This window comes from Achromobacter sp. UMC46 (genome assembly GCF_014170335.1).
In the GTDB taxonomy this organism is placed as follows: domain Bacteria; phylum Pseudomonadota; class Gammaproteobacteria; order Burkholderiales; family Burkholderiaceae_B; genus Achromobacter.
The window spans coordinates 34061-57453 of record NZ_LZZS01000037.1 but is presented as its reverse complement, the minus strand read 5'-3'; the positions used below and the strand labels follow the sequence as shown (position 1 = coordinate 57453).

Below are 23393 nucleotides of genomic sequence, written 5' to 3'. Positions count from 1 at the left end.
TCTCCAGCGGACGGTGGCAGGAACGGGCACGCCCGCCTGTCAGAGCGGATCGCCGCACTGTCCGCGATGGCGCAGCGCATGGTCGATCAGCACCAGGGCAAGCATGGCTTCGGCAATGGGCGTGGCGCGGATGCCGACGCAGGGGTCGTGGCGCCCCAGCGTCTGCACTATGACGGGTTCGTTCGCGCGATTGACCGAACGACGCTCGACGCGGATGCTGGACGTGGGCTTGATGGCCAGCGACACGGTGATCGGCTGGCCCGTGGAAATGCCGCCCAACACGCCGCCGGCATGGTTGGTCAGGAAACCGTCGGGTGTGATCTCGTCGCCGTGTTCGGACCCGCGCTGCGCGATGCAGTCGAAGCCTGCGCCGATGGACACGCCCTTGACGGCATTCAGGCCCATCATCACATGCGCGATGTCGGCGTCCAGGCGGTCGTAGATGGGTTCGCCCCAGCCCGCAGGCAGGTTTTCCGCCACGACTTCGATCCGGGCGCCGACCGAATCGCCATCCCGGCGCAACTGGTCCATATAGGCTTCCAGTTCCGGGACGACCTCGGCGTTGGGCGCATAGAACGGATTATTGGGGACTTCGTCCCACGACACGAAAGGAATCGCGACCGGGCCAAGCTGGCTCATGTAGCCGCGCACTTTCACGCCGTACTGCTCGGCCAGCCACTTCTTGGCGATGGCGCCGGCCGCGACAGTGGGCGCGGTCAGGCGCGCGGACGAGCGGCCGCCGCCGCGCGGGTCGCGCACGCCGAACTTGCGCCAATAGGCGTAGTCGGCATGGCCCGGCCGAAACGTGTCGGCGATGTTCGAATAGTCTTTGCTGCGCGCGTCGGTATTGCGGATCAGCAGGCCGATCGGCGTGCCCGTGGTGACCCCTTCGTAGACGCCGGACAGGATTTCGACCTGGTCGGCTTCCTGGCGCTGCGTGACATGGCGCGACGTGCCGGGGCGGCGGCGATCCAGTTCAAGCTGGATGTCGGAGGCGTCCAGGGGCAGTCCCGGGGGACAGCCATCCACGACGCAACCGATGGCCGGCCCGTGGGATTCGCCGAAATTCGTGACGGTAAAAAGGGTACCTAGGGTATTGCCGGGCATAGGAAGTCAACAGGTCGGTTTTGCGAGCAACCCCGATTATGACATCGCCGAAGCCAAAGCCTGGATTTCCGAGGCCGGCGCCGGGCGTCCCAGCAAGAAGCCCTGCATCTCCCGGCATCCCAGGGACTTGAGGATTTCGCGCTGTCCTTCGGTTTCAACACCTTCGGCCACCACGGGCAGGCGCATGGCCTGGCACAACCCGAACAGCGCGGATACGACTTCCCGGCTGCAGGCGTCGGATTCCAGCGCCGAGATGAAGCTGCGGTCGATCTTCACCCAGTCGATGGGCAGATGGCGCAGGTGGTTCAGGCTGGAATACCCACAACCGAAATCGTCCAGCGCCACGCCGATGCCTTTGGCGCGAAGCGTATTCAGGATCTTCACGTGCCGCTCGTAATGCAGGATGAAGATCGATTCCGTGATTTCCAGCACCAGTTTTTGCGGCGACAGCCGGGTGGCCGCCAGCACGTCCGACACCAGTTGCACCAGCCCGTCTTCGTTCATCTGCTTGACCGACAGATTCACGTGGACTCGCCAGGCCGGAGGCCACAAGGCGGCCTGCGAGCACGCCCGCTCCAGAATCCAGGCACCCAGCGGGACGATCAGCCCGCTGCGTTCGGCCAATTCGATGGTGACGGCCGGCGACACGCTGCCCAATACCGGGTGATGCCAGCGCAACAGGGCCTCGCAACCCTGGACCACCCCGGTTCCGCTATCGCAAACCGGCTGGTAGAACAGTTCGAACTGCTCCATGGCGGGCGTCGTCAGCGCCAGGCGCAAATCGTTTTCCAGCCCCTGCTGGTCACGGTGGCGCGCCAGCAGCCGGAAATCGAACAGGTTCCAGCCGGGGCCGCCACGCTCTTTCAACGGCACCATCGCCACTTGCACGCAGCGTTGCATTTCTTCCACAGTGCGCCCGTGATCGGGATATAGCGCGGCCCCGACCCGGAAGACGGCAATCAGGGGACGCCCCCCTAATTCATACGGGGCGCTCAAGTCCTCAAGCAGCTTGGCCGACACCTGCGCAGCACCCACTTCGTCGACTTCAGGCACACAGACCGTAAAGCTGTCGATGCCGGTACGCGCCACCATGCCGCCCAGGGTACGAGTGATCAGACCCAAGCGATTGGCCACCTGCACCAGCAGCGACTGGTCTTCGCCCGCGCGCAGCATGGCGCTGATTTCGGCGTATTGCTCGAGGCTGACCAGGAAAAAGGCGCCCCGGCGTGCCGGCCCTTCTGTTTGGGCCAGCCAAACGCGCGCGCGACGATGCAGCTCCTGCTGGCTCAGGACGCCGGTCAATTCGTCGCGCGTCAGCCGCTGACGCAATGCACGCTCCCTGCGGACGAAAAACACGCCTATCGCCGCAAGTGCGCCTGCGAGCGTCAGGCACAGTGCGAGCAGGTAACTCTCACGCACGGAGCCCCCTATCTAGAAACCCCTGGCGTTGCGGTCCAAGAAAGAACCCAAGGGCTGTAACATTTTTTAAATTATGCATTATTTTCGCAAAAAAACGCCACACTTCAGAGGCAACGCGCCTCTTTTCCTTGAAATCCTAAGGCTCTCTGCTTGCTCATGGATGATCATGTCGGTCCCTGGATAGCGTTCGCTGGCCGGTCCATAGATCCATGCCCTACCCTTACTACGACAGCCAAAGCCCAAAAATTAATACGCCCTGTCTCAATAGTTCTCATCAAGGCAATTATCACGATCGAAATAATTGCACAGGTCGTCTGATGTCGTAGCGAATTTCGTAATATTCTGTACGCTCTGTGACATGCCGAATTACAGTGTAAGCGGCGTCACTGAGGTACTAGTAACGTGTGTCACGTTTCTTATCCAGGTTTTTTCCCGTCGGGCACGTTCGCTGCTCGATGGCCCCTTTCATCGGGCGCCCGCCAACCCTCCACGCGAGCAGGCATGCCGTCCAAAAAGGGAACCCCAAACACATGTCGACATTCCGCCGGTTACTTTTTTGCACAGCCCTTCTGATCGGCTTCATCCTGCTCGGCGCCCAGGCGCTGGGGATGCTTGCCGCCCATCGCTATCTGAATGCGCAACTCACGCAGCAAAGCGAAGGCGGCGCCAGCGCCCTGGCCTGGGCGCTGTCCCACGCTACGGCCAGCCCGGTGGACCGTGCCGCCTTGGCGGACGAACTGTTTGAACAAGGGCTGTATGCGGTCGTCCGTATCACCGATGAAGGGGGGATCGTTGTCGCCGAGCACAAAACACGCCAAAACCCCGCAACCCGGGACGGGGACTGGCGCAACGCCTGGCTGAACTTGCAGGCACCCGCCGTGTCGCAGCCCTTCGCCTCGGCCGACGGCGGCGTCCGTGGCACCGTCACGGTGCAGGCGGACGCGCGGTTGGCGCGCGACACGCTATGGCAAGGCGGCGTGAGGATCTTTGGGCTGGTGCTGGTGGCGGGGATATTCTGGGCGCTGTTCGCCTTGAACCTGGTTCGGTGGATTGAAGTCCGGACCTCGCGCGACATCTGCGAACGCGTGCGGGCCCTGGACCCGGGCAACCGCGGCACGCTGACGGGATCGTGTGAACTGGCGGGTGTGGACCAGGCCCTGGTCGACGCGCAGCGCCGGGTGGCCGCGACGGTCGAGGAGCAGAACGCGAAGATCGAATCCCTGCAAAGCGAGATCTACCGGGACACCGTCACCCGCCTGCCCAACCGCAAGCACTTCGTCGATCAGTTCAGGCTCGCGTTGGCTGACAAGACCCCGGATGCCGGCGGCCATATCCTGATGTTCCGCCAGCGCGACCTGGCGGAAATCAATCGGCATTTGTCGCGCGCGTTCACCGATCAATGGTTGCGTTCATCGTCCGACCGCTTGCGCAAGCTGATCGCGGAATTCGGCGGGCCGTCTGCACAGATCGCGCGCATCAGCGGATCGGACTTCGCGCTGTTGATGCCCCGCACGTCGGCCCCTCAAGCCAGCCTGCTGGCCGAACGGGTTCGCCGCGAACTGCGTTCGCTGCGCGTGCCGATGGACAAATATGGGTGGTGCCGCTGGGCCCTGGCCATGACCGCTTTCGCCTCCGGCGACAGCATGAGCGATACGCTGGCCCGGCTTGACCACGCCCTGATGTGCGCCGAAAGCGCCGACGACGACCAGATCACGCCGGCCAGCCAAGCCGCCGACAGCACCCGCATCGGTGAATACAGCTGGCACGACGCCCTGGCCACCGCCCTGGAGCAGCACCGGTTCTCGCTGGCCATCCAGCCCCTGCATGCCGTATCCGGCGCATTGCTGCACCACGAAGCCAGCCTGACGCTGCATGACACATCTGGCGGGGATCCGGTGCCGGCGTCCATCTTCATGCCGCCCGCGGTCAGGTTGGGCCTGTCCGCCGAATGCGACATCCAGGCCGTCCGTCTGGGCCTGGACTGGCTGTTCACCCATTCCGGCGCGCTGACCGTCCCCATATCACTCGCCTCGCTGGCGAAAACGTCTTTCCTATCCAGACTGGACAGGATGCTTGCCGACCGCCCCGCGTTGACCCGGCGTTTGATCATCGAGGTCGATGCCGCCGGCCTGGTCGAACAAGGGGGGGACGTGCGCCAACTGTGCGACATCGTCACGGCTGCGGGCGCCCGGATGGGCATATCGCGGCTGTCGCAGCAGTTCGGCGCGATGGAGCGCCTGCACGAGTATCCGGTGTCTTACCTGAAGCTGTGCGGCAGTTTCATTACCGGTCTGCTGCACAGCCCCGGCAGCCAGCATCTGGCCGCCACCGTGGTCGCCACGGCCACGACGATGGACATGGACGTCTACGCCGAAGACGTCCCCGATCTGGCCACTCAGGCCATTCTGGAAAGCCTGGGCGTCCGCGCGATACGCGGGGCTGTCGTAAACTTCTCCCATACGCGCGACCTCTCGCCGGATCACCAATGGGTTCCTAGTTGACGGAAGGATTGTTTCTTCGCACCCGCTGGCGTTTTCGCCATCACCCTGCACGACGCCCCCAGGCCGGGCTGCAAGCGGCACTATCGCGCTTGGGCGCCCTGCTATGCGCCCTGTCGTGCGCCATCCTTTGGCCGGGTGCCGCACTGGCGTGGGGCCTGAGCGCCCCCCACGAAGACATGCAGCTTGGCGTGACCGCCGGCGTCGCCATCACAGGCAGCCTGGCATGCCTCGTCGCCTGGGGCGCCACCCGTGAATCCCTCTACGGCGCCGGCGGCGCCTTCATGCTGATCGAAGGCCTGTTCCGATCACTGCCCGAAATGCTGCCGCCCGGCGCGTTGCAAGCGGGATCTTTCGCGGCCTTGCTGGCCTTGACCGTCCCGTTGCTGACCGACCTGCCCCACGCCTCGAAACTGGCGGCGGCCTGCCGCGGCCTGAGCGTCGCGCTGGCGGCCGTTGCGGCACTGGCGCTGATCTTCGTTTATGAAACCGAAAACGGCTCGATTCCCGCCGTGATCGCCGGGCTGTGCGCCGCATTGAGCGTGCCGCTGGCCCTCTGGTTCGCCGCGCGTGCGGCCTTGCGCAAAAGCGGACGCGGGACGGCGCTGGCATTCGCCGGCGTGTATGCCGCGTCGGCCTGGATGCTGGGCAACGATGCCTGGCGCGCCAACGGCGCCGACACCGCCGGCACACCGATCGAACTGGTGCGCCTGCTGCTGGTTGCGGGCACCCTCTTCGGCCTGGCGCTTGCCCGTCAGGCCCGCCCGCCGACCGTTGCTAGTCGTCCCGCGCATGACCCCGCCGACGTCGAACATCTGGCTCAAGGCGAGTTGCGGCTGGCCGAGCTGGCAGGCGCCCTGGACACGCAGCGCCAGATGAACGCGCTGATTTCCCACGAATTGCGCTCGCCGCTGGCCATCGTCAGCGCGGCGGCCCAATCGCTGGATATGATCCTGTCGGATAGCGGCGAGGCCGTCGGCAACCGGCTGGACCGGATACACCGCTCGGTCGGCCGGATGACTGAACTGATGGACCAGTTGCTGAACCAGGATCGCCTGGGCGAACAGGCCTGGACTCCGCGCGGCGAACAGACCGATCTGGCCGACATCGCACGCGACGTCGTGACGGCGATGCAGCCGGACACCGCGCATGCGTTGACGATTCAGGCCAGCGGCGCCCTACCCGCGTATTGCGACCGGCCGCTGACCAGCGTGGTGGTGCGCAACCTGATCCACAACGCCATCAAGTATTCGCCAGCCAATGAACCCGTCAAGATCGAGACGGGCCAGACTTGTCCCGATGGCACCCCGATGGCTTGGCTGGCCGTCATCGACCGCGGCCCGGGCATCGGGGAAGAGGAACAGGCGCGGATCTTCGAGCCGCATTTCCGGCGCTCGGCACATCGCGAGACCCAAGGCATGGGCATTGGCTTGTATCTGGCGCGCCGCATCTGCCAGAACCAGGGCGGATCGCTGACCATGCAAAGCAAGGTGGGCGTCGGCACCCGATTCATCGTCACCCTGCCGGCCCAGGGCCCGGAGGCCCGAGGTCAAGCCCAGGCCCCGGCGGGCTAGCCGCGCACGCGAAAATCCCGATCGGGTCAGGCGGCGAAGACGTAGCCTTGGCCGCGCACCGACAGCACCGGCAGCTTCAGGCCGGCGCTTTGCGCTTTGGCGCGCAGACGGCTCACCAGCACATCAATGCGGCGCAGTTCAAAACCGCCCGGGCTGTCCGGCAGGAAGAGTTCGGCCAGCACCTGGCGGCTGACCGCGCTGCCCGCCGCATCCATCAAGGCCATCAGGAAGGTCCGTTCCTGGGCGCTCAGGTGCAAGGAAGCGCCATCGGGCGCCACCAGTATCCAACCGCCGTCCTGCAGGGACCAGGTACTGTCCGCCGACGCGCGCGTTTCCGCATCCGCGGGACGCGGGGCCTTGGCCAGGCGCATGCGGCGGGCCAGGCTGCGGATGACGGAACTGAGTTCCAGCAGGTCCACGGGCTTGGTCATGTAGACATCCGCGCCGCCTTCCAGTCCGCGCACGCGGTCTTCGAGGGCACTGCGACCGGTCAACATGACGATGCCCACCGGGCTCAATGCGCGCAACCGGGTCGCGACGGAAAAACCGTCTTCGCCCGGTAAGTGCGCGTCAAGGATAACGATGTCGCACGGCTGCTCCTGCAGGCGGCGATAGAACGCCGCAGCATTGTCACAAGCAAACGCCACCCGAAAACCATAGCCGCCCAAGCCTAATGCCAACTCCTCCCGGAAGTCGGCATCATCCTCGAGCAGACCGATACATAGCAAACCATCTGCGCCAGGCATATTCAGAGTGCTTTATATTGAAAATTGTCGACAAATGCCCCAAGGATGCGGCAAGCCATCCCGAGTGTCCCGCAGGCGACAATCTTACGAGATTTACAATGGAAACGAATGATTGCAGTGAAAAAAAACGCGATATTTCACTCTCTTTCACTGCTTTTTCACGTAAATCACAATATTTTGGTATGCGTTCTCTTGCGATTGACGCGCGACGGCATCAAGAAGAGCAACTGACTTCCAGGCTACCCGCCCAATCCGGAGGCAGTCCCGCATAGCGCTCATACCCCGGCTGGGCCTCGAAAGGCGCCCGCAGCAGCTTCATCAGTGTCTCGATTTCACTGGCATCGCCGGTTTTCGCCGCCCGGATCGCCTCTTCGGCCAGATGGTTACGCAAGACATAGAGGGGATTAACCCGGTTCATCGCCAGGGCCGTCTCCTGCGCGGGGCGTCCGTCCTGCGCTTGGCGCGCCAGCAGGCGGTCCAGCCAGGCGGCTGCCGCAGGGCGGTCGATGAACAGGTCCTCGAACGCGCTGCGCTGCCCCTGCACGGCATCGGCCAGACGCCGCCAGGACAAGGTGAAATCGGCCTGATTGGCATCCATCAGCTTTAACAGGTCGTCCAGCAGCGCCTCATCGTCGGGACGCCAGGCGGCCAAGCCCAGTTTGGCGCCCATCCGATCATGGAAGGCCCGGGTGAAAACGGCTTCGAATTCGTCCAGCACGGCGCGCAGGCCCTCGGCATCCTGCACCAGCGCATGCAGGCTGCCGCCCAGACGATACAGGTTCCATAGCGCCACCGACGGCTGCCGGTTCCAGGAATAGCGCCCTTCCGAATCCGAATGATTGCAGACGTGCCCCAAGCGGAATCCGTCCATGAACCCATACGGACCGTAGTCCAGCGTCAGGCCCAAAATGGACATATTGTCCGTATTCATGACGCCGTGGCAGAAACCCACGGCCTGCCAGTCCGCCATCAGCAGCGCCGTGCGTCGCGTGACGGCGCGCAGCAGGTTGATGTAGGGCGCCGTCTCGCTCAAGGGCTCGCCCGTGGCTGATTCGCGGCATTCCGGGTAGAAGCGGTCGATGACGTAGTCCGCCAGCGTCTTCAGCAAATCAGGTTGGCGGCGCGACGACCAATGCTCGAACGAGCCGAAGCGTACGAAACTGGGCGACATGCGCGTCACGATGGCGGCGGTTTCCACCGTTTCCCGCATGACCGGGTCGTCGGACACCACCAGCGCCAGCGCCCGCGTGGTCGGAACGCCCAGCCCGTGCATGGCTTCGCTGGCCAGGTATTCCCGCACCGACGACCGCAGCACGGCCCGGCCGTCGCCCATGCGGGAGTACGGGGTCATGCCCGCGCCCTTCAATTGCAGTTCCCATCCCCCGTCGGGCCCTTCGACTTCGCCTAGCAAATGGGCGCGCCCGTCACCCAACTGGCCGGCCCATACGCCGAACTGGTGTCCGCTATAGACGGCCGCCAGCGTATCGCCGCCAGGCAAGGGTGCAGAACCCGAGAACACGGCCAGGAATTCCGGCGTGGACAGCACTGCGGGATCCAGTCCGATCAGCTTGGCTGCGCCGGCGTTGGCGTGGAGCAGGCGCGGCTGGTTCAGCCCCTGTGGGGTCAGCCGGGTATAGAACGCGGCGGGCAACGCCGCGAACGTATTGACGACATGCAGTTCAGACAAGGAATGGGCAGTCATGCGCGTTGGCTCCTGGCGGCCCGCTTGGCGGGGCGCACATAGAAAATGGCGCTGAGGAAAAAGGTGGTCGACAGGACGATCTCGCCCCAAGCCATCAGCACGGAGAGCGGGGCCGGATCGGACATGGCGCGCACAGCGCCTTCCATCAGATACAGCAGCGACAGCATCGACGCCCACTGATAGGTATAGAGGTTTCCACGCAGGATGCCGCGCAGCGGAAACGCCAGCGGCAGCGCTTTCAGCAGCATCCAGGAACCCCCCGGCCGCACCGGCGCCACCACGGTTTCCCAGGTGACGCAAAGGACGATCAGGGCGAACAGTGAAACCGAGGCCAGCAGGCGCAAACGGGGGTTGAGTTCAGGATTCATGCTGCTATTATCGCCTGATGAATCGCCCCGCCGAGCCTGCCGCCGCTACGTCGGCGGCCACCGAGCCCTCGACTTCGCGCTCTTCATGGGTCGCGAGGGCCGGACGCGTCTTCCGGTTCACCGTACAGCGCGCCAATGAAGAGAAGCTGCTTCAGGTCGCCTCCAGCCTCACGTTCACTACGGTGTTGGCCATCGTGCCCATGTTGGCCGTGGTGCTGTCCCTGTTCACCGCATTTCCGGTGTTCCAGGAATTCCGCGTTGCCCTGGAAGACTTCCTGACCAACAGCCTGATGCCGCCGTCCGTCTCGGACAACATCATGGAATACCTGAACCAGTTCGCGCGCCAGGCATCGCGCCTTACCGCGATCGGCGGCGCGTTCCTGCTGGTGACCTCGCTGCTGTTGATCATGACGATCGATCAGGCCTTCAACGACATCTGGCATGTCTCGCGGCAGCGTCCTTTGCCGCAACGGGCGCTGGTGTATTGGGCCATCATCACGCTGGGGCCGGTGCTGGCAGGCGCCAGCCTCTGGGCCACCTCTTTCGTGGCGCGCGAGTCGCTGGGGCTGGTGGCGGAGGTGCCCGAGATCGTCAGCGTCGCCATCTCCTTCATTCCCCTCATCCTGACCGCACTGGGCTTTGCCGCCCTGTTCGTCGTGGTGCCCAACCGCGACGTGCTGTGGCGCGATGCGCTGGTGGGCGGCTGCGTGACAGCCATCGTCCTGGAAATCATGAAGTCGGGGTTTGCGTACTACCTGACCCGGTTTCCCACCTACACCGTCATCTACGGCGCGTTTGCCACCCTGCCGATCTTCCTGCTGTGGATCTACCTGTCCTGGCTGGCCGTGCTGCTGGGCGCCACGCTGGCCTCGAGCGCGCCGCTGATCCGGCTGGGCCGTTGGGAAATCAACCGCTACCCCGGCGCGCAATTCGTCGACGCCCTGGACGCCCTGCGCGCGTTGCGGCGCGTGCAATCCGAAAACCCGCCCGGCCTGCCCGCCAACGAGCTGGCGTCGCAGTTGCGCCTGCACCAGGATGAATTGAACGAAGTGCTGGAAACGCTGAACGCCATGGGGCTGGCGACGCGCACCCCCGAAGACAACTGGGTATTGACCTGCGACGCGCGCGACACCTCGATGGCGCCCGTCGTGGACCATTTCCTGCTGGACCGCAGCCAACCCCGTGTCCGCAACGACCCCGAGATACTGCGAGTCGCTTCCGCCGTGATTTCCCAGCAAAATACGCCTACGCTGGAAGAACTGTGCGGAGAAGCGCAGAATACCGAAAATGGCGTCGCTCCAATATTGCAATTGGAAGCGAACAAGAAATAGCAAATGCATTCGGGCGTAGTCCGCCCAGGAGGAACCGATGTTGAAGGTCAGCGAGATTTTGCGCGTCAAGGGCCATACGCTCTATACGGCGTCGCCCGACATGCCTGTGTCCCAGGCCGTGCAAACCATGAGCGAGCAGGACATAGGCTCGCTCGTGATCATGGAATTCGGCACCCTGACCGGCATGCTCACGTTCCGCGAGATCATCCGCCACATGCACGCCCATGGCGCGGCCGGAGAAACCACCATCCGTTCGATCATGGATGACGCGCCGGTCAGCGTGTCGCCCAACACCAGCGCCGACGAAGTGCAGCGCCTGATGCTGGAAAAGCACGCCCGCTACATCCCGGTCATGGATGGCCCGACGCTGATGGGCGTGATCTCGTTCTACGACATGGCCCAGGCCATCGTGGCGGCCCAGCAGTTCGAAAACAACATGCTGAAGGCCTACATCCGCGACTGGCCCACGGAAAGCGCCGAACCGGCCAAGTCCTGACCGTCTGTCAGGCCAGCCCGCACGGCGCCTGCCGCGCGGTGGTTGTTCCGTTGGCCTACACCCCTGCCGGCGCCGCTTCGAACGCGGCGCCGCGCATTTCCGGCGCCTGCCGCTGGCTGCGCCAGGCGTCGTAGATCAATTCGGGGTTGTTCGCAGCAAGCAGCGCCGGATCGGACAGCATGCGGCGCCAGCGGCGCGCGCCCGATTGCCCGTTCACCAGGCCCAGCATCGGCCGCGTCATCACGCGCAAGGGCACGCCCTTGGCGACTTGCCGCGCCGCGTATTCGGTCATGGCGTCCACCACTTGCGCGTCGCTGGGCAAACGCACGGACGGCCACAGCTGCAACGACACCTCCGACAGCACACGCGGTGTATGCCAGGCCGCCCGGCCCAGCATCACGCCATCGAATTCGTCCGCCGCTCGGACGGATTGGTCGGCATCAGCCAGTCCGCCGTTAAGCACGAACGTGCAATCCGGGAAGTCCAGCTTCAATTGCTTGACCACGTCGTAGCGCAGCGGCGGAATTTCGCGGTTGTCCTTGGGCGACAAGCCCTTGAGCACCGCGTTGCGGGCATGGGCGATGAAAATCCGGCATCCCGTGTCGTAGATCTTGCCGACGAAATCCCGGACGAACGCGTAGGATTCCTCGTAATCCAGCCCCAGGCGATGCTTGACGGTAACCGGGATGTCGACGGCGTCCTGCATGGCTTTCATGCAGTCCGCGACCAGCGCCGGTTCCGCCATCAGGCAGGCGCCGAATGCGCCCTTCTGCACGCGTTCCGACGGACATCCGCAGTTCAGGTTGATCTCGTCGTAGCCCCATTGGCGGCCCAGCTTGGCCGCCTGCGCCAACGCGTCGGGTTCGCTGCCGCCCAATTGCAGGGCCACCGGATGCTCGGCTTCGTCGAAATCCAGATGACGCGGGACACTGCCGTGCAGCAGCGCGCCCGTGGTGATCATTTCCGTATACAAGCGTGCGCGGGGCGCCAGCAGCCGATGGAAATAGCGGCAATGGCGATCGGTCACGTCAATCATCGGGGCGACGCACAGCCGCCAGTCGGGGGAGTCCAAGAATCACTCTACAAAACAAGGGGATGCAGTATTTTACGGGCTTAGCGGGATTATGTCCGGCAGGGGAACGCGCCCGCGTGCAGGCGATCATCGCAACCCCGCCCGCTATGTGGTCTAAAATTGCGCCGCCGCCGCCGAACAGGCATGGCCGAGCGTCCGTTAACCCCCTCACCCCTCTATATCAATGGCCGTATTCACTCCCGTATCCGACGACGACGCGCGCGCCCTTTTGGCGCAATTCGACCTGGGCGAACTGGTTTCGCTTCGAGGGATTACGGCCGGTATCGAGAACACCAACTACTTCCTGTACACGACGCGGGGCGAATACGTCCTGACCCTGTTCGAAGTCCTGACGCAGGCCCAACTGCCGTTCTACATCGAACTGATGTACCACCTGGCCCAGCGCGGCATCCCGGTGCCACAGCCCCAGAACCTGCGCGACGGCACCCGCCTGACAAGGCTGCACGACAAGCCTTGCGCCATCGTCTCGCGCCTGCCCGGCGGCTACGAACCCGCCCCGGGCGCCGCGCATTGCGCCCTGGCCGGCGCCACCCTGGCGCGCGCCCACCTTGCCGCCCAGGACTTCCCGATCCACCAGCCCAACCTGCGCGGCCTGTCCTGGTGGCTGGAAACGGCGCCCAAGGTCATGCCTTTCCTGGATGCCGGCCAAGCCGGGCTGCTCCAGTCGGAACTTGCCGCCCAGCAAGCCGCGGCCGGCACGCCCGCCTGGCAGTCACTGCAGACCGGCCCGGCCCATTGCGACCTCTTCCGCGACAATGTCCTATTCGCCGGCACCTTCGAAGACCCGCTCATGGGCGGCATCATCGACTTCTATTTCGCCGGTTGCGACACCTGGCTGTTCGACGTGGCGGTCAGTGTCAATGACTGGTGCATCGACCGCGATACCGGGGAATTCGTCCCCGAACTGGTGCAATCCTGGCTGGCCGCCTACGCCGGCGTGCGTCCGTTCACGGACGCCGAGCGCGAAGTCTGGCCGGTGATGCTGCGCGGCGCCGCCCTGCGCTTCTGGATATCCCGCCTGTACGACTATTTCCTGCCCCGCCCGGCCCAAACGCTCAAGCCCCACGACCCGCGGCACTTCGAAAGAGTGTTGCAAGCACGCCACCGCCCTGGCTTGCCAATATTGCCGTAACCGTTATGCCCCCCATAATGGGGTTAGCGCGTCCCTTTTGAGAGATCACCCCTTTAGAGAGCCATGCAAGCAGCATTCCTACCCGCGACATCCGGCTGGCACTGGGTCCGAGACGGTTTCCGTCTGTTCCGCAAGCAACCTCTGGCCATGTTCACCTGGGCCATGTTCATCAGTCTTTTGGTCGTCTTCGCCAGCGCGACGCCCCCAGTCGGACCGATTCTGGTCGTGGCGCTCATGCCCATCATCACCCTCATGACGCTTTCGGCGTGCAAGCACGTGGATGCCGACCGCGTCATGCTGCCGTCCATGTGGGGCAAACCCCTCAAGCAGCCAGGGGTGTTCAGGAAGCTGTTCCTGATGGGCCTGATGTACGCCGGGCTGAGCATGGTGGCCGGGCTGCTGACCTTCCTGCCCTTCATGGACTCGATGGCCGAAGCCTACCGGATCGCGTCCGTCGAGCGCTCACTGGACCCCATCCTGATGGCCATGCGCGTTCCGCTGACCATCTTCGCGATCATCTATGTCGTGATCGCAGCACTGTTCTGGCATGCGCCGGTGCTGGTGGCTTGGCACGGCCTGCGCATGATCCAGGCCCTGTTCTTCTCCGGTATCGCCTGCTGGCGCAACAAGTGGCCCTTCCTGGTGTACGGCGCCACTTGGGCCCTGGTGTTCCTGTTCATCGACTTGTGCGCCGGCCTGCTGGTCACGATGGGCCTGTCGCCCCAGTTCGCCGGCACCTTGCAGATCCCGTTCAACATCGCGGCGGGCGGCGTGCTGTATTGCAGCTTCTATCCTGCCTATACCTCCGTATTCGGCATCGATCGCGCCAGCTCGCATCTCGACAACGGCCACAGCGCCGAAGCATAGGGCAATGCGGCAGGGCGCCAACGCCCTGCGCACCCCGATCACCTGCATCTTGCGCGACACGAATGCCACGTCGATGGCGTAGCGCATCCCGAAGGTATGCACGCTGGCGCAGGGCATCAGCAGAATCCCGGTCCGCCGCCCAGGCGGCTGGCGTCCCAGCAAACCACGCATCCGGCCGCACCAGGTCGCCACACGCACGAACCTAAGACGGTCGGCCGGCAGCGGGCGGAGGCCGTTCATTGCACGCCTTGAAGCAGTTGCACCGCAATCGGGAACGCCAGCACGATGAATGTGCAAGGGAATATGCACCCGATCAGCGGCAGCAGCATCTTCACCGGCGCCTGCATGGCCAGTTGCTCCGCCCGGACATGGCGGTCGTTGCGGCACTGCGCGGCCTGCGCGCGCAGCACCGGCCCCAGACTGATGCCGAGCGATTCCGCCTGCGCCAGGGCCGCGGCCCAATTCCGCGCCAGCGGACTATTGCAGCGGTCGGCCAGGGCCTTGATCGCCGCTGCCCTGGACACCCCCGCCCGCATTTCCGCCAGTGCGTCCGCCAGGCCGTCCCGCAACGCGCCACGCGGCCCGCTCTGCGCCGCCAGTTGCAGTGCGCCCTGCACGCTCAAGCCCGCCTCCACGCACAGCGTCATCATGTCGAATACAAAAGGCAAATCCCTTTCGATGCTGCGCCGGCGGCGCTCGCCCAGGCCGCGTAGCCATAGCCCGGGGGCCACGCCGGCCGCCAACGCCGCCGCAATCATCCAGGGCGCCCAGGCGGCCGGGGCGGGATCTACCAGCGCTGCGATTGCCGCCGCCAGGCTTCCCGCGCCTGCCGCGGCGCTTGCGCACAATGCCGCGATGTGGGCATAGCCCACGCCGGCCGGCAACGCAGCTTGTTCGATTGCCCGCGTCAGCCGGATGCGCAAGCGCCAGGAGCAAAGCGGCCCCACCCATGGGGCGACGGCCGCCACCCAGGGCCAGGCAGCCCGCCACCACCACGGCAACGAGGCGGCCGCGTCCTGCTTGTCCTGCAACAGCGGGCGCAGCGCAAACCACGCCAGCCCGCCAACGCCCAGCGCCGTCGTCAACATGCCCAATTGCAACCACATCGCGCCCCCTCTTCCCTATTTGATACCGGGATCGGATCCCCGCCGGATCAAACGTCGATCCGGATGATGCGCCGGATCAGCACGACCCCGGCCGTTTCCAGCACGGCAATGATGGCCAGCACGCCCCACCCCATCGGCGTGTTCCATAGCAGCCCCATGATCTCCGGCTCCAACTGGTCCAGCACCGCCAGCAGCAGCAATGGCAACGCACCGACGATCCAGGCTTGCAGGCGCCCCTGGGAGGTCAGCGCCCGCAACTTCGCCTGCAGCTGCAACTGCGCCCGCAAGGTCTGCGCAATGCTCTCCAGGGCCTCGGCCAGGTTTCCGCCCGTCTGGGCGGCGATACGCATGGCGGCTACCACCAGCGATGTGGAATCGGCCGGCATCCGGGCATGCAGGTTTTCCAGCGCGGTATCCCACGGCACGCCCATGCGCTGCTCACGCAGCATCAAACCGAATTCTTGCGCCAGCGGTGCGCCGCTCTGCTCCACGATGTGCCGCAACCCCGTCGCCAGCGCAACGCCCGCACGCAATGCCGACGCAAGCATCAACAACGCCATCGGCAACTGCTGCTCGAAGCGGTCTGCTCGCCGGCGTCGCAGCTTGTCGACCGTCCAGCGAGGCACGCGGGACGCCAGCCCCGCTGACAGGCCAGCCACGATGCCGCTGCCCGTCACAGACAATGCAAGCCCCGCCGCCAGCACGGCGCACGCCACGGCAGCGACCCACAGTTGCGCCGGATCGATGAACAGGAACACTTCGCTCAAGCGGACGCCAGCGTCCTGGGTATAGAGCTCGCGGTACCGGCGCAACGCGGGCGAGAACCAGGCCTGGGCATGCCAGGCCAGAATCGCCACGCAACACATCGCGCTCGCCGCCGCCAACCACATCACGGCAACCCCTGTGCGACACCCGTCTGGCCCGGAGGCTTGCCGCCGGTCTCCGCAAACCAGCCAGGGTCCAGCGTCATGCCTTCGTCGTTCCATTCCCGCGCGAAGCCGGGCAAGGCGCCGCACCCAAGAAAGCCTGCCGCGCGGTCGTACCGGAACAATTCCAGCAGTTGGATGCGACCGCTTTCCATCCCCGCGACTTCGACGATCGACATCACCACGCGCCGCCCGTCCGCCAGACGGGCTTGCTGCACCACCAGGTCCACGCTGGCTGCAATGTGCTCACGCACGGCCGACAAGGGCAGGTCCAGCCCGGCCATCAGGATCATCGACTCCAGCCGGCCAAGGGCGTCTCGCGGAGAATTCGCGTGCAAGGTCGTCAATGAGCCTTCATGCCCGGTGTTCATGGCCGTCAACATATCGAATGCTTCCGCCCCCCGGCATTCACCGACGACGATCCGGTCGGGCCGCATGCGCAGCGCGTTGCGCACCAGTTCGCGGATGTCGATATGCCCCCTGCCTTCCTGATTGGCGGGACGGGCCTCCAGCGCCACCAGGTGATCGTGGTTCAGCCGCAATTCCGCCGCGTCTTCGATGGTGACGACGCGTTCGCCATCCGGAATCTCGTTGGAAAGAATGTTCAGCAGTGTCGTCTTGCCCGAGCCGGTTCCGCCAGACACCACCAGGCTCTTGCGCATCCGGACGCATGCCGCCAGGAACCGCGCCATGCCGTCGCTGAGCGACGACGCCGCGATAAGATCGGCCATCTTGGGGCGACGCTGCGGAAACTTGCGGATGGTCAGGCTTGCCCCTTTCATGGCGACAGGCGGGATGATGGCGTGCACGCGCGACCCATCCGGCAGCCGGGCATCGACCATGGGCGAACTCTCGTCGATACGCCTGCCCAGTGGCGTCACGATGCGCTCGATCACCCAGCGCACGGATTGCTCGCTGGTGAACGCCGCAGGATGCCGCCATAGCCGCCCGGCACGTTCGACATAGATCTCGTCATAGCGGTTGACCATGATTTCAGTAATGTCGGGCGCCGCCAGCAAGGGTTCCAGCGGCCCCAGGCCGACGGCTTCGTCCAGCACCTCGCGGCACAAGGCGGCTCTATCCACATCGGCGGACAGGTCCGCATCCGTGGCCACGATCTGGGTCAGCAGGCGTTCCGCCTCCGCGCGCAACGTGCCGTCGCTCATGCCCGCCACGTCGCGTCGTCGCAGGTCCAATCCCTCAAGCAGCGCCGCATGCAGCCTCCGGCGTTCCAGCAGCCGTTGCGGCGCCACCGGCTGCACGGGTGTTGACGCATGCTCGGGGGGTGCGGAGAGCAGGGAATCCGTCTCAACGGGCGCAGGCGGCCCATCCGCCTGCACACCGGTCTGCGGAGCTTCCACGGGCGATGCCCATCGCACCCTCAGGCGGCAGGGGCCGATCAAGATGTCGTCATCGGGCAGCACCGGCGCATGCCTCACCACCCGGACGCCATTCACCATCGTGCCGGCCAGCGTGCCCAGATCCTCCAGGACGACGTCTTCCTCTTCGCGCGACAGGCGAGCGTGCTGCCTGCCGACTCGCCAGTTCGCAATACGCAGACCGCACTGCGCGCTCCGCCCGACCAATACCGGTGACGCAGCCACCAGGCGGCGTACGCCCGCATCTTCGAATGTCATTTCAATATCAAGCATCGCCCTACTCTCCAGGAAGGTTCCGAGCCACATCACCGCGTGCGGTCCACTGGGATCCCGCCCCCGAATAGGGATCCCAACCACCAGCCACCGACGGCACCGCCGTGCCCAACCGGGGGGGATCCGGAAACGTGGCATCCAGCATGTCGCGGCCCCGCCGTATCCGGTCCGCCATGGCCGGCTCGCTTTGTGACACGATCTTGGGAGTGACGAAAATCGCCAACTCGGTTTCGCGCTGCTGAAAGCGGCGCGACGAGAACAAGGCGCCCAGAATGGGAATGTTCTGCAACCACGGCAAACCGTTGACTTCCTGCCCCTGCTCTCGCGACAGGAAGCCCCCGATGACCAGCGTATTGCCCGAGCGCACGTTGAACTCGGTGGACGCGCGGCGCGTGCGCAATGCCGGACCACCCGGCACGCTAAGCGACGAGTCCACCGAACTGGCCTCCACCTCGATCAAGGAACGGATGACACCGTTGCGATCGATGCGCGGCGTGATGTTGAGTGACACGCCGTACGGCTTGAACAAGGTCGTGGGATTGCCGCGCGAATCGGTCGACACATAGGGCACTTCCCCGCCTGCCAGGAAGGTGGCGCTGGCGCCGCTGCGCGCAAGCAGTTGCGGCTGGGCCAACATCACGGCCTCGCCGGTTTGCGCCAGCGCGGCGATACGGGCGGACAACAACGCATTGACGCCGAAGTAGCCCGCGGCCGACGATACCGGTCCGGCGGTTTCGATCACCGATTCGCCCGGCCGGGACATGCGACCCAGCGCCCCCGCGTCCCAGGCCAGACCCGCATTGATCCCTCCTTGCGTCACGCCATCCCAGCGCACGCCGAATTCGCGCAGCCGAGAGGTGGGAATTTCGACCACCTGCACATCCAGCAACACCATGCGGTCCCAGCCCACCTGCCCGGTGAAGTCCAGCACGGTGGGATACCGTTCGGCCAAGGCAGCGATACGGGCCCGGTCGTCGTCGGACAAATCGTCGCCCTCGATCAGAATGCGCTCACCCACGCTGGTGCTGCGCGCGCCGGGGATACGGGCAAGCAAGGCCTCGACCTCCGCGCGCAAGCGCGGCGCACCGGCGGCGACAACCCGCAATTCGTAAGCGGTCGTCCGCCCCGTTCCCGTCCAGACGTGAACCGAAGACACGCCTTCCGCTCGCGCGAAGATCACCACATCGCGGCCTTCCGCCGCAATGGCGCTCAGCACTTGACCATTGCCGATAGCGACTCTCGTCACACCGGGATGCGGCAACACACGCGTCTCGCCGACTTGAAGTTCCAGCACCTCCATCTCGGCCCAAGCCGTGGGCGCCCATAGACACAGCCCCACTGCGCCAAGAATCAACAGGATGCGTCTCATGGCTGGCCCGTTTCGAAGCCGTTCGTTGCGGCGTGCCCTGCGGGAACGGCAAGCGCTTGCGCATCCACCCGATCCCCGTACAGGATGGTCACGCCTGGAATCGGCTTGGGCTCGGGCGCCAGCCCCACAAGCGACGCCAGATCCGTCTGGGTCGATGCTTTCACCGCTGCCGCATCATCGCGGTGGCGCAGCATGGCCGTCAGGGTGCCCGCCTGCCTGGCGGCGATAAAGCGCACCGCTTCCTCCGGCTCGGCGGCCAACGTAATGTTGCCGACGCCGCCGCCATCAGGGTCGGTCTCTGCCCCCACAGTCAGCACCCGCATCCCCTGCAGCAACGGCACGGTGAGCTCGCGTTGACGGTGTGAAAAGCTCACGTAGATATCGATCAGATCGCCGGCGCGCAGCATTTCTGCCAAGCCGCCAAGATCGCCTGATGCGACGGTAAGCGCCCGTTGGCCGGACCGAAGCCGCGACGCCAATGCAGGCGCCGGAGCAGTGAAAGTCAGGTGGGTTTTCAGCACGGGCTCCCCATGCGCCACTTCCGCCGCCAAGGTCGCACCCAGCAGGCTGCCCAGATCCAGCGGATCCAGACTGGCGCTGGACGCCCACTGGGCAGGAATTTCGCGGACAGCCAGATGCATGTCTTCCAACCGCGTGCCCACGGGCAAGTCATAGGCCGCGACCAGACGTTCAACGACCGGCGTGCGCGCTTGCGCCTCTAGCGCCTGGACCCGCTGCTGCACATGCTCGCGCACGGCCCACGCCGACACCAGGCCCGCCGTCAACGCCAACCCATATACGCCCAAACGACGCAACCGCTGCGCGCCATGGAGAATCAACGCCTTCATGACGTCCACCCCGTGACCCGAAGGCCGCTACCGGTACCAAGTGGCACGACCGAAATCCGCAAGCGTTGGCGACCCCGCTCCCAGGATTGCGTCTTGCCGTCGTCCGCCGGACGCCGCCAGCCATCCATCAACAGGCGCGCTTCCAAAACGGACATCATCCGCACCGGTGCGAACGCATGCTGCCAGATGCGCTCGGACACCCTGACGCCCTCGTCCGTGACCACGAAGTCCAACCTCAACCGTGAACCTTCGGGCAACCAGGCAGGCGTAGGCGGCGAGAACACGGCCTGGGGCAGGGTCTGGGCCGATGTCTGCGACGAAACCTGGGGCAATGCCGGCAAGCGCAATGAAGAGATGCTGCCGACCGTACGCCCCGAACCGGCCGCCTCCATCTGCGCCACCCATTGCTCATCGCCGATCCGTCCTGAAAGGATCAGTTGGCCAGGCAACACATTCAAATCAGCCAATCCGGATTGCTGCGCGGACAGGTGGCGGATCAAATCGGAGGATTTCATCGGCACGTCAAACACCAGGACCTTGGCCGGTTGGCCGTATAGCCACATCCGATCGGCCAGCAGCGCATGTCGGGAGCCCTCGGGAAATCGCAATCGGCTCAAAGACGCCGCGCCGGGTTTCGTCACGGCCCTATCGTCCGAGGCCATCGCCACCGGCAGCCCCACTGCCCCGGCCATCAAACCGCTGGCCAGCATCAGGCGGCGCAGATCCGCCATCGCGCGCCGTTTCCATCGAAACCCGCAAGCCGAGCATGCATTCATCGAATCAACCCTCCACGTTTGCCCAAACGGTCCGCGGGCGCCAAGTCCGCCCAAGGCGACAGCCAATCCATCGACACCGCGGCCCGGCCCCACGGGCCATCCATGCGTTGCGCAATCGCTCCCACCCGGCGCGCCTGCGCCAAAGAGGCGCGCTCAGCCTGCCGCCAAGCCGTGGGCGCACCGGCGATACGACGACGCGCATCGGCATCCCCGTGCGCATACCCGGCTCCGATCGCCACCCGGGTCTGGCGGACAATCGACGGCGCCAACAGAGCGTCATGACGAACGGGCGCGGTTCTCGCTTGCACCGACAACCACCGCAAACCCACGCCAAACCATTCGTCCTGCAAGACGCGCACGCGGGGCGAGGCGATTCCGGACAATGCTGTTGCCTGGCTCTTCAACGCTGACGATGCGCTGGACCACGCCGGCTCCAGCGGTTGCCCCAACGCCCCAGCCATCGCCGCCTTGCGGCTGGCCTGCGACATCTGCTGCGCCGAAAATTGCAGATTGCCGATCCCGCTCACGGCCCAAACCATCATGGCCATCAAGGGCAGCAACAACAGCGCTTCCACTACCGCCTGACCCTGTTGGCTGGCTAAGCCGCGCCCTGACCCGCCGTGCGCCTTCATGGCGACCTCCTGCCAAGCAAGACTTCCTGGGTTCTGACTGCGGACAAGCGCGCCTGCCAGTAGGGCCGGAACAAGGTAGCCAATTCGCTGCGGCCATCAGCGCGAGCTTCGGGCCGCAAGAAATAGGTCTCGGCGGCGCTGGTTGCGATGATGGCGCCCGTCCGTCCCAAACCTGCATAGCTGAACCATCCGCCCGGCGAAGCCAGCGCGCTGTCCGCATCCGTGGTTTTCAATACGGCACCCGCCATGCTGACGACCACAGCAAAACGCAGAGGATCCTGGAGGCGCGACGCGGCGACTTCGCGATAAGCCGGCAAGCCCCTGCCCGGCCATCGTTGCGCGGATGCCATCGCGTATGAATTGGCCATGGGATTGGTGATGCCGCTGAAAAGGTCCCAGGACGTCGATTGCTCTGCCCACCGCCAGAAGTCCTCTTGCGAAAAATCGATGGGCGGTTCGTCCACGTAATCCACGCCTTCAGGCGCCTTGATCTTCTGGCCCTGCGCGGTGCCCCAGCCCATTGCGTATTCCCGGTAATAGCAACCGATCCATCGGTTGGATCGCAACGCATGGAACGACTGTGTATCCAAGGCCCCCCAGCGTCCATCCGGTCCAAGCCACGTGGACCCGCGGCGGCGCAGTTCATGCCGGTTAAGCGGGCAACGCGTGCTGACCACCCAGGGATTGCGACGCGTGGAATTCCTTTTTTTCAGGAACCCAAAGCGCTCGACCGCTTGCTCGACTGTCGGCCGCAGGCCCGATTTGCGCGTGGCCACCTGCCGTTCGATGAACCCCGGCCAGGCATCCGACAGCATCTGCAACGTCAGCCCTTGCGCGCTGTCTTCGCCCTTGACGGTTCCTTCCGTGAAATTGGCGGCAAGCACTTTGCGCATGACACGGCCGCGCGAGGCAGGCAGTTCCGTCATCGCGGAAGCCGCCGCGGCTTCCAGCACCTGATGCACGACACGATCGTGCTGCGCGAACGCGCTGGCCAGTCGCGCCTCGGCGTTCGGCAGCGCCTGGCCTGCCCGATAGGCAAGCGCCATGTCCGGCCCGAACAGCATCGCGATCAGGCTGACTGGCGGGTTGCCGCGGGAGCGCTGTGATTGCAGCGCTCCGCCGTACTGCGCGGACGCCGCCAGCGTGACCAGATGCGCCATCGCGACTTGATGTGCGATCTGCGTGCGGTTGACATACGCGATAGCATTCAGCGCGCGCGCTTGCTCCAGCGCGCCGCTATAGGCCGCGGCATCTGCGGCGTGCGTCAGCCGGACCTTGCCCTCGACCGTCTGGCCCAGGTTGTAAAGCACAACCAGCGACGCCACGGCGACCGACACCATCAACATGCCCAGCACCAATGCCTGGCCATGTTGATGGAAGGCCCACGTGCGCCCACGTAACGTCACTTCGCATCCGCGGCATTGCCGGTGAAGGACTTGAGCGAACGAGCCTTGGTCTGGGCTGCCGCCTTCTGCGCCGCCTGCTGCGCCGCGCGACTTTGAGTGCTGCCGTCTTCGCCCGCAAGTTCCCGGGCCATGGCGGCGGTTTGCGAACGCACGACTTGCCCGAAGTATTGATAGACAGCGATCGCCGCCACTGCCACCAGCGCGACGACCACAATGTATTCCGTCATGCCCTGGCCCAACTGACGCTTACGAATGCCCCACATGTCTGCTCTCCGATGCAATGAATGTGGGACTCAGTGTCGGCGTGGCAAGCAGGGACGACAATTCGCGGATGCCGAGGCGGGC

General features: G+C 65.1%; 21 protein-coding genes and 1 pseudogene. 6 read left to right on the top strand and 16 right to left on the bottom strand.

The window, feature by feature from the left end:
• Positions 1 to 39: 39 nt before the first annotated feature.
• Both aroC and A9973_RS27255 read right to left on the bottom strand, forming a co-directional pair.
• The gene (gene aroC / locus A9973_RS27260) at positions 40 to 1107 is read right to left on the bottom strand and encodes a chorismate synthase (RefSeq protein WP_183016739.1); all 1068 of its coding nucleotides are present in this window, start codon (positions 1105 to 1107) and stop codon (positions 40 to 42) included.
• Positions 1108 to 1143: 36 nt separating this feature from the next.
• Complete coding sequence (locus A9973_RS27255; protein ID WP_183016738.1) at positions 1144 to 2526, bottom strand: GGDEF domain-containing phosphodiesterase; 1383 nt, start codon at positions 2524 to 2526, stop codon at positions 1144 to 1146.
• Between the two features lie 608 nt (positions 2527 to 3134).
• Between A9973_RS27255 and A9973_RS27250 the strand changes: the two genes are divergently transcribed.
• Positions 3135 to 5027, top strand: a complete 1893-nt coding sequence (locus A9973_RS27250; protein WP_183016737.1) for an EAL domain-containing protein — start codon at positions 3135 to 3137, stop codon at positions 5025 to 5027.
• An 89-nt stretch (positions 5028 to 5116) separates the two neighbouring features.
• A complete protein-coding gene (locus A9973_RS27245; RefSeq protein WP_255469314.1) occupies positions 5117 to 6598 on the top strand; it encodes a sensor histidine kinase KdpD in 1482 nt (493 codons plus the stop codon).
• A 26-nt stretch (positions 6599 to 6624) separates the two neighbouring features.
• Here the strand turns inward: A9973_RS27245 and A9973_RS27240 are convergent, their stop codons facing one another.
• The 3 genes from A9973_RS27240 to A9973_RS27230 all read right to left on the bottom strand — a co-directional run bounded on the left by A9973_RS27240 (position 6625) and on the right by A9973_RS27230 (position 9414).
• On the bottom strand, positions 6625 to 7344 hold the full coding sequence (locus A9973_RS27240) for a response regulator transcription factor (protein WP_105559797.1): 720 nt from the start codon (positions 7342 to 7344) through the stop codon (positions 6625 to 6627).
• A gap of 214 nt (positions 7345 to 7558) precedes the next feature.
• Positions 7559 to 9046, bottom strand: coding sequence for a YdiU family protein (locus tag A9973_RS27235; RefSeq protein ID WP_183016735.1), 1488 nt, complete (start codon positions 9044 to 9046; stop codon positions 7559 to 7561).
• On the bottom strand, positions 9043 to 9414 hold the full coding sequence (locus A9973_RS27230; RefSeq protein ID WP_183016734.1) for a DUF2069 domain-containing protein: 372 nt from the start codon (positions 9412 to 9414) through the stop codon (positions 9043 to 9045). The genes A9973_RS27235 and A9973_RS27230 overlap by 4 nt, the downstream gene beginning before the upstream one ends.
• 17 nt (positions 9415 to 9431) lie before the next feature.
• Here A9973_RS27230 and A9973_RS27225 point away from each other — a divergent pair, with 17 nt between their 5' ends.
• Both A9973_RS27225 and A9973_RS27220 read left to right on the top strand, forming a co-directional pair.
• Positions 9432 to 10745 carry a YihY family inner membrane protein gene (locus A9973_RS27225; protein WP_183016733.1) on the top strand — a complete coding sequence of 438 codons (1314 nt, stop codon included), beginning with the start codon at positions 9432 to 9434 and terminating at the stop codon, positions 10743 to 10745.
• 37 nt (positions 10746 to 10782) lie between these two features.
• A complete protein-coding gene (locus A9973_RS27220) occupies positions 10783 to 11241 on the top strand; it encodes a CBS domain-containing protein (protein ID WP_183016732.1) in 459 nt (152 codons plus the stop codon).
• Between the two features lie 55 nt (positions 11242 to 11296).
• Here A9973_RS27220 and dusA read toward each other — a convergent pair whose 3' ends face one another.
• Positions 11297 to 12313 carry a tRNA dihydrouridine(20/20a) synthase DusA gene (dusA, locus tag A9973_RS27215; protein ID WP_183016731.1) on the bottom strand — a complete coding sequence of 339 codons (1017 nt, stop codon included), beginning with the start codon at positions 12311 to 12313 and terminating at the stop codon, positions 11297 to 11299.
• Positions 12314 to 12497: 184 nt separating this feature from the next.
• On the opposite strand from dusA, the gene A9973_RS27210 reads away from it, so the two are divergent.
• Positions 12498 to 13466, top strand: coding sequence for a homoserine kinase (locus A9973_RS27210; protein ID WP_183016730.1), 969 nt, complete (start codon positions 12498 to 12500; stop codon positions 13464 to 13466).
• A 63-nt stretch (positions 13467 to 13529) separates the two neighbouring features.
• Complete coding sequence (locus tag A9973_RS31290; RefSeq protein WP_255469313.1) at positions 13530 to 14333, top strand: BPSS1780 family membrane protein; 804 nt, start codon at positions 13530 to 13532, stop codon at positions 14331 to 14333.
• Positions 14334 to 14339: 6 nt separating this feature from the next.
• Here the strand turns inward: A9973_RS31290 and A9973_RS31285 are convergent.
• The 10 genes and pseudogenes from A9973_RS31285 to A9973_RS27160 form a co-directional block, all read right to left on the bottom strand.
• A pseudogene (locus A9973_RS31285) lies at positions 14340 to 14504 on the bottom strand (DUF192 domain-containing protein); the annotation flags it as partial.
• A 65-nt stretch (positions 14505 to 14569) separates the two neighbouring features.
• Positions 14570 to 15439 carry a type II secretion system F family protein gene (locus A9973_RS27200; RefSeq protein ID WP_183016728.1) on the bottom strand — a complete coding sequence of 290 codons (870 nt, stop codon included), beginning with the start codon at positions 15437 to 15439 and terminating at the stop codon, positions 14570 to 14572.
• Positions 15440 to 15486: 47 nt separating this feature from the next.
• Entirely contained in the window at positions 15487 to 16332 is an 846-nt protein-coding gene (locus A9973_RS27195; RefSeq protein ID WP_183016727.1) for a type II secretion system F family protein, read from the bottom strand.
• Positions 16329 to 18017, bottom strand: a complete 1689-nt coding sequence (locus A9973_RS27190) for an ATPase, T2SS/T4P/T4SS family (protein WP_255469312.1) — start codon at positions 18015 to 18017, stop codon at positions 16329 to 16331. Before A9973_RS27190 ends, A9973_RS27195 begins: the two co-directional genes overlap by 4 nt.
• Positions 18018 to 18021: 4 nt before the next feature.
• Complete coding sequence (locus tag A9973_RS27185) at positions 18022 to 19386, bottom strand: type II and III secretion system protein family protein (protein WP_183016726.1); 1365 nt, start codon at positions 19384 to 19386, stop codon at positions 18022 to 18024.
• Positions 19383 to 20234 carry a Flp pilus assembly protein CpaB gene (cpaB, locus tag A9973_RS27180; protein WP_183016725.1) on the bottom strand — a complete coding sequence of 284 codons (852 nt, stop codon included), beginning with the start codon at positions 20232 to 20234 and terminating at the stop codon, positions 19383 to 19385. Before cpaB ends, A9973_RS27185 begins: the two co-directional genes overlap by 4 nt.
• Complete coding sequence (locus tag A9973_RS27175; RefSeq protein WP_255469311.1) at positions 20231 to 20965, bottom strand: hypothetical protein; 735 nt, start codon at positions 20963 to 20965, stop codon at positions 20231 to 20233. The genes cpaB and A9973_RS27175 overlap by 4 nt, the downstream gene beginning before the upstream one ends.
• Before the next feature lie 41 nt (positions 20966 to 21006).
• The gene (locus tag A9973_RS27170) at positions 21007 to 21642 is read right to left on the bottom strand and encodes a TadE/TadG family type IV pilus assembly protein (protein ID WP_183016723.1); all 636 of its coding nucleotides are present in this window, start codon (positions 21640 to 21642) and stop codon (positions 21007 to 21009) included.
• Positions 21639 to 23048 carry a pilus assembly protein TadG-related protein gene (locus A9973_RS27165; protein WP_370539544.1) on the bottom strand — a complete coding sequence of 470 codons (1410 nt, stop codon included), beginning with the start codon at positions 23046 to 23048 and terminating at the stop codon, positions 21639 to 21641. The genes A9973_RS27170 and A9973_RS27165 overlap by 4 nt, the downstream gene beginning before the upstream one ends.
• On the bottom strand, positions 23045 to 23311 hold the full coding sequence (locus A9973_RS27160; protein WP_105559780.1) for a hypothetical protein: 267 nt from the start codon (positions 23309 to 23311) through the stop codon (positions 23045 to 23047). Before A9973_RS27160 ends, A9973_RS27165 begins: the two co-directional genes overlap by 4 nt.
• Positions 23312 to 23393: the final 82 nt, after the last annotated feature.

What these genes read in the sequence shown, in the direction of transcription:
- A9973_RS27175 (WP_255469311.1), bottom strand. Translation starts at nt 20,965, where the DNA reads ATGGCGGATCTGCGCCGCCTGATGCTGGCCAGCGGTTTGATGGCCGGG.
- cpaB (WP_183016725.1), bottom strand. Translation starts at nt 20,234, where the DNA reads ATGAAGGCGTTGATTCTCCATGGCGCGCAGCGGTTGCGTCGTTTGGGC.
- A9973_RS27200 (WP_183016728.1), bottom strand. Translation starts at nt 15,439, where the DNA reads ATGTGGTTGCAATTGGGCATGTTGACGACGGCGCTGGGCGTTGGCGGG.
- A9973_RS27250 (WP_183016737.1), top strand. Translation starts at nt 3,135, where the DNA reads ATGCTTGCCGCCCATCGCTATCTGAATGCGCAACTCACGCAGCAAAGC.
- A9973_RS27240 (WP_105559797.1), bottom strand. Translation starts at nt 7,344, where the DNA reads ATGCCTGGCGCAGATGGTTTGCTATGTATCGGTCTGCTCGAGGATGAT.
- A9973_RS27160 (WP_105559780.1), bottom strand. Translation starts at nt 23,311, where the DNA reads ATGTGGGGCATTCGTAAGCGTCAGTTGGGCCAGGGCATGACGGAATAC.
- A9973_RS27230 (WP_183016734.1), bottom strand. Translation starts at nt 9,414, where the DNA reads ATGAATCCTGAACTCAACCCCCGTTTGCGCCTGCTGGCCTCGGTTTCA.
- A9973_RS27210 (WP_183016730.1), top strand. Translation starts at nt 12,498, where the DNA reads ATGGCCGTATTCACTCCCGTATCCGACGACGACGCGCGCGCCCTTTTG.
- A9973_RS27190 (WP_255469312.1), bottom strand. Translation starts at nt 18,017, where the DNA reads ATGCTTGATATTGAAATGACATTCGAAGATGCGGGCGTACGCCGCCTG.
- aroC (WP_183016739.1), bottom strand. Translation starts at nt 1,107, where the DNA reads ATGCCCGGCAATACCCTAGGTACCCTTTTTACCGTCACGAATTTCGGC.
- A9973_RS27170 (WP_183016723.1), bottom strand. Translation starts at nt 21,642, where the DNA reads ATGAAGGCGCACGGCGGGTCAGGGCGCGGCTTAGCCAGCCAACAGGGT.
- A9973_RS27225 (WP_183016733.1), top strand. Translation starts at nt 9,432, where the DNA reads ATGAATCGCCCCGCCGAGCCTGCCGCCGCTACGTCGGCGGCCACCGAG.
- A9973_RS27235 (WP_183016735.1), bottom strand. Translation starts at nt 9,046, where the DNA reads ATGACTGCCCATTCCTTGTCTGAACTGCATGTCGTCAATACGTTCGCG.
- A9973_RS27185 (WP_183016726.1), bottom strand. Translation starts at nt 19,386, where the DNA reads ATGAGACGCATCCTGTTGATTCTTGGCGCAGTGGGGCTGTGTCTATGG.
- A9973_RS31290 (WP_255469313.1), top strand. Translation starts at nt 13,530, where the DNA reads ATGCAAGCAGCATTCCTACCCGCGACATCCGGCTGGCACTGGGTCCGA.
- A9973_RS27220 (WP_183016732.1), top strand. Translation starts at nt 10,783, where the DNA reads ATGTTGAAGGTCAGCGAGATTTTGCGCGTCAAGGGCCATACGCTCTAT.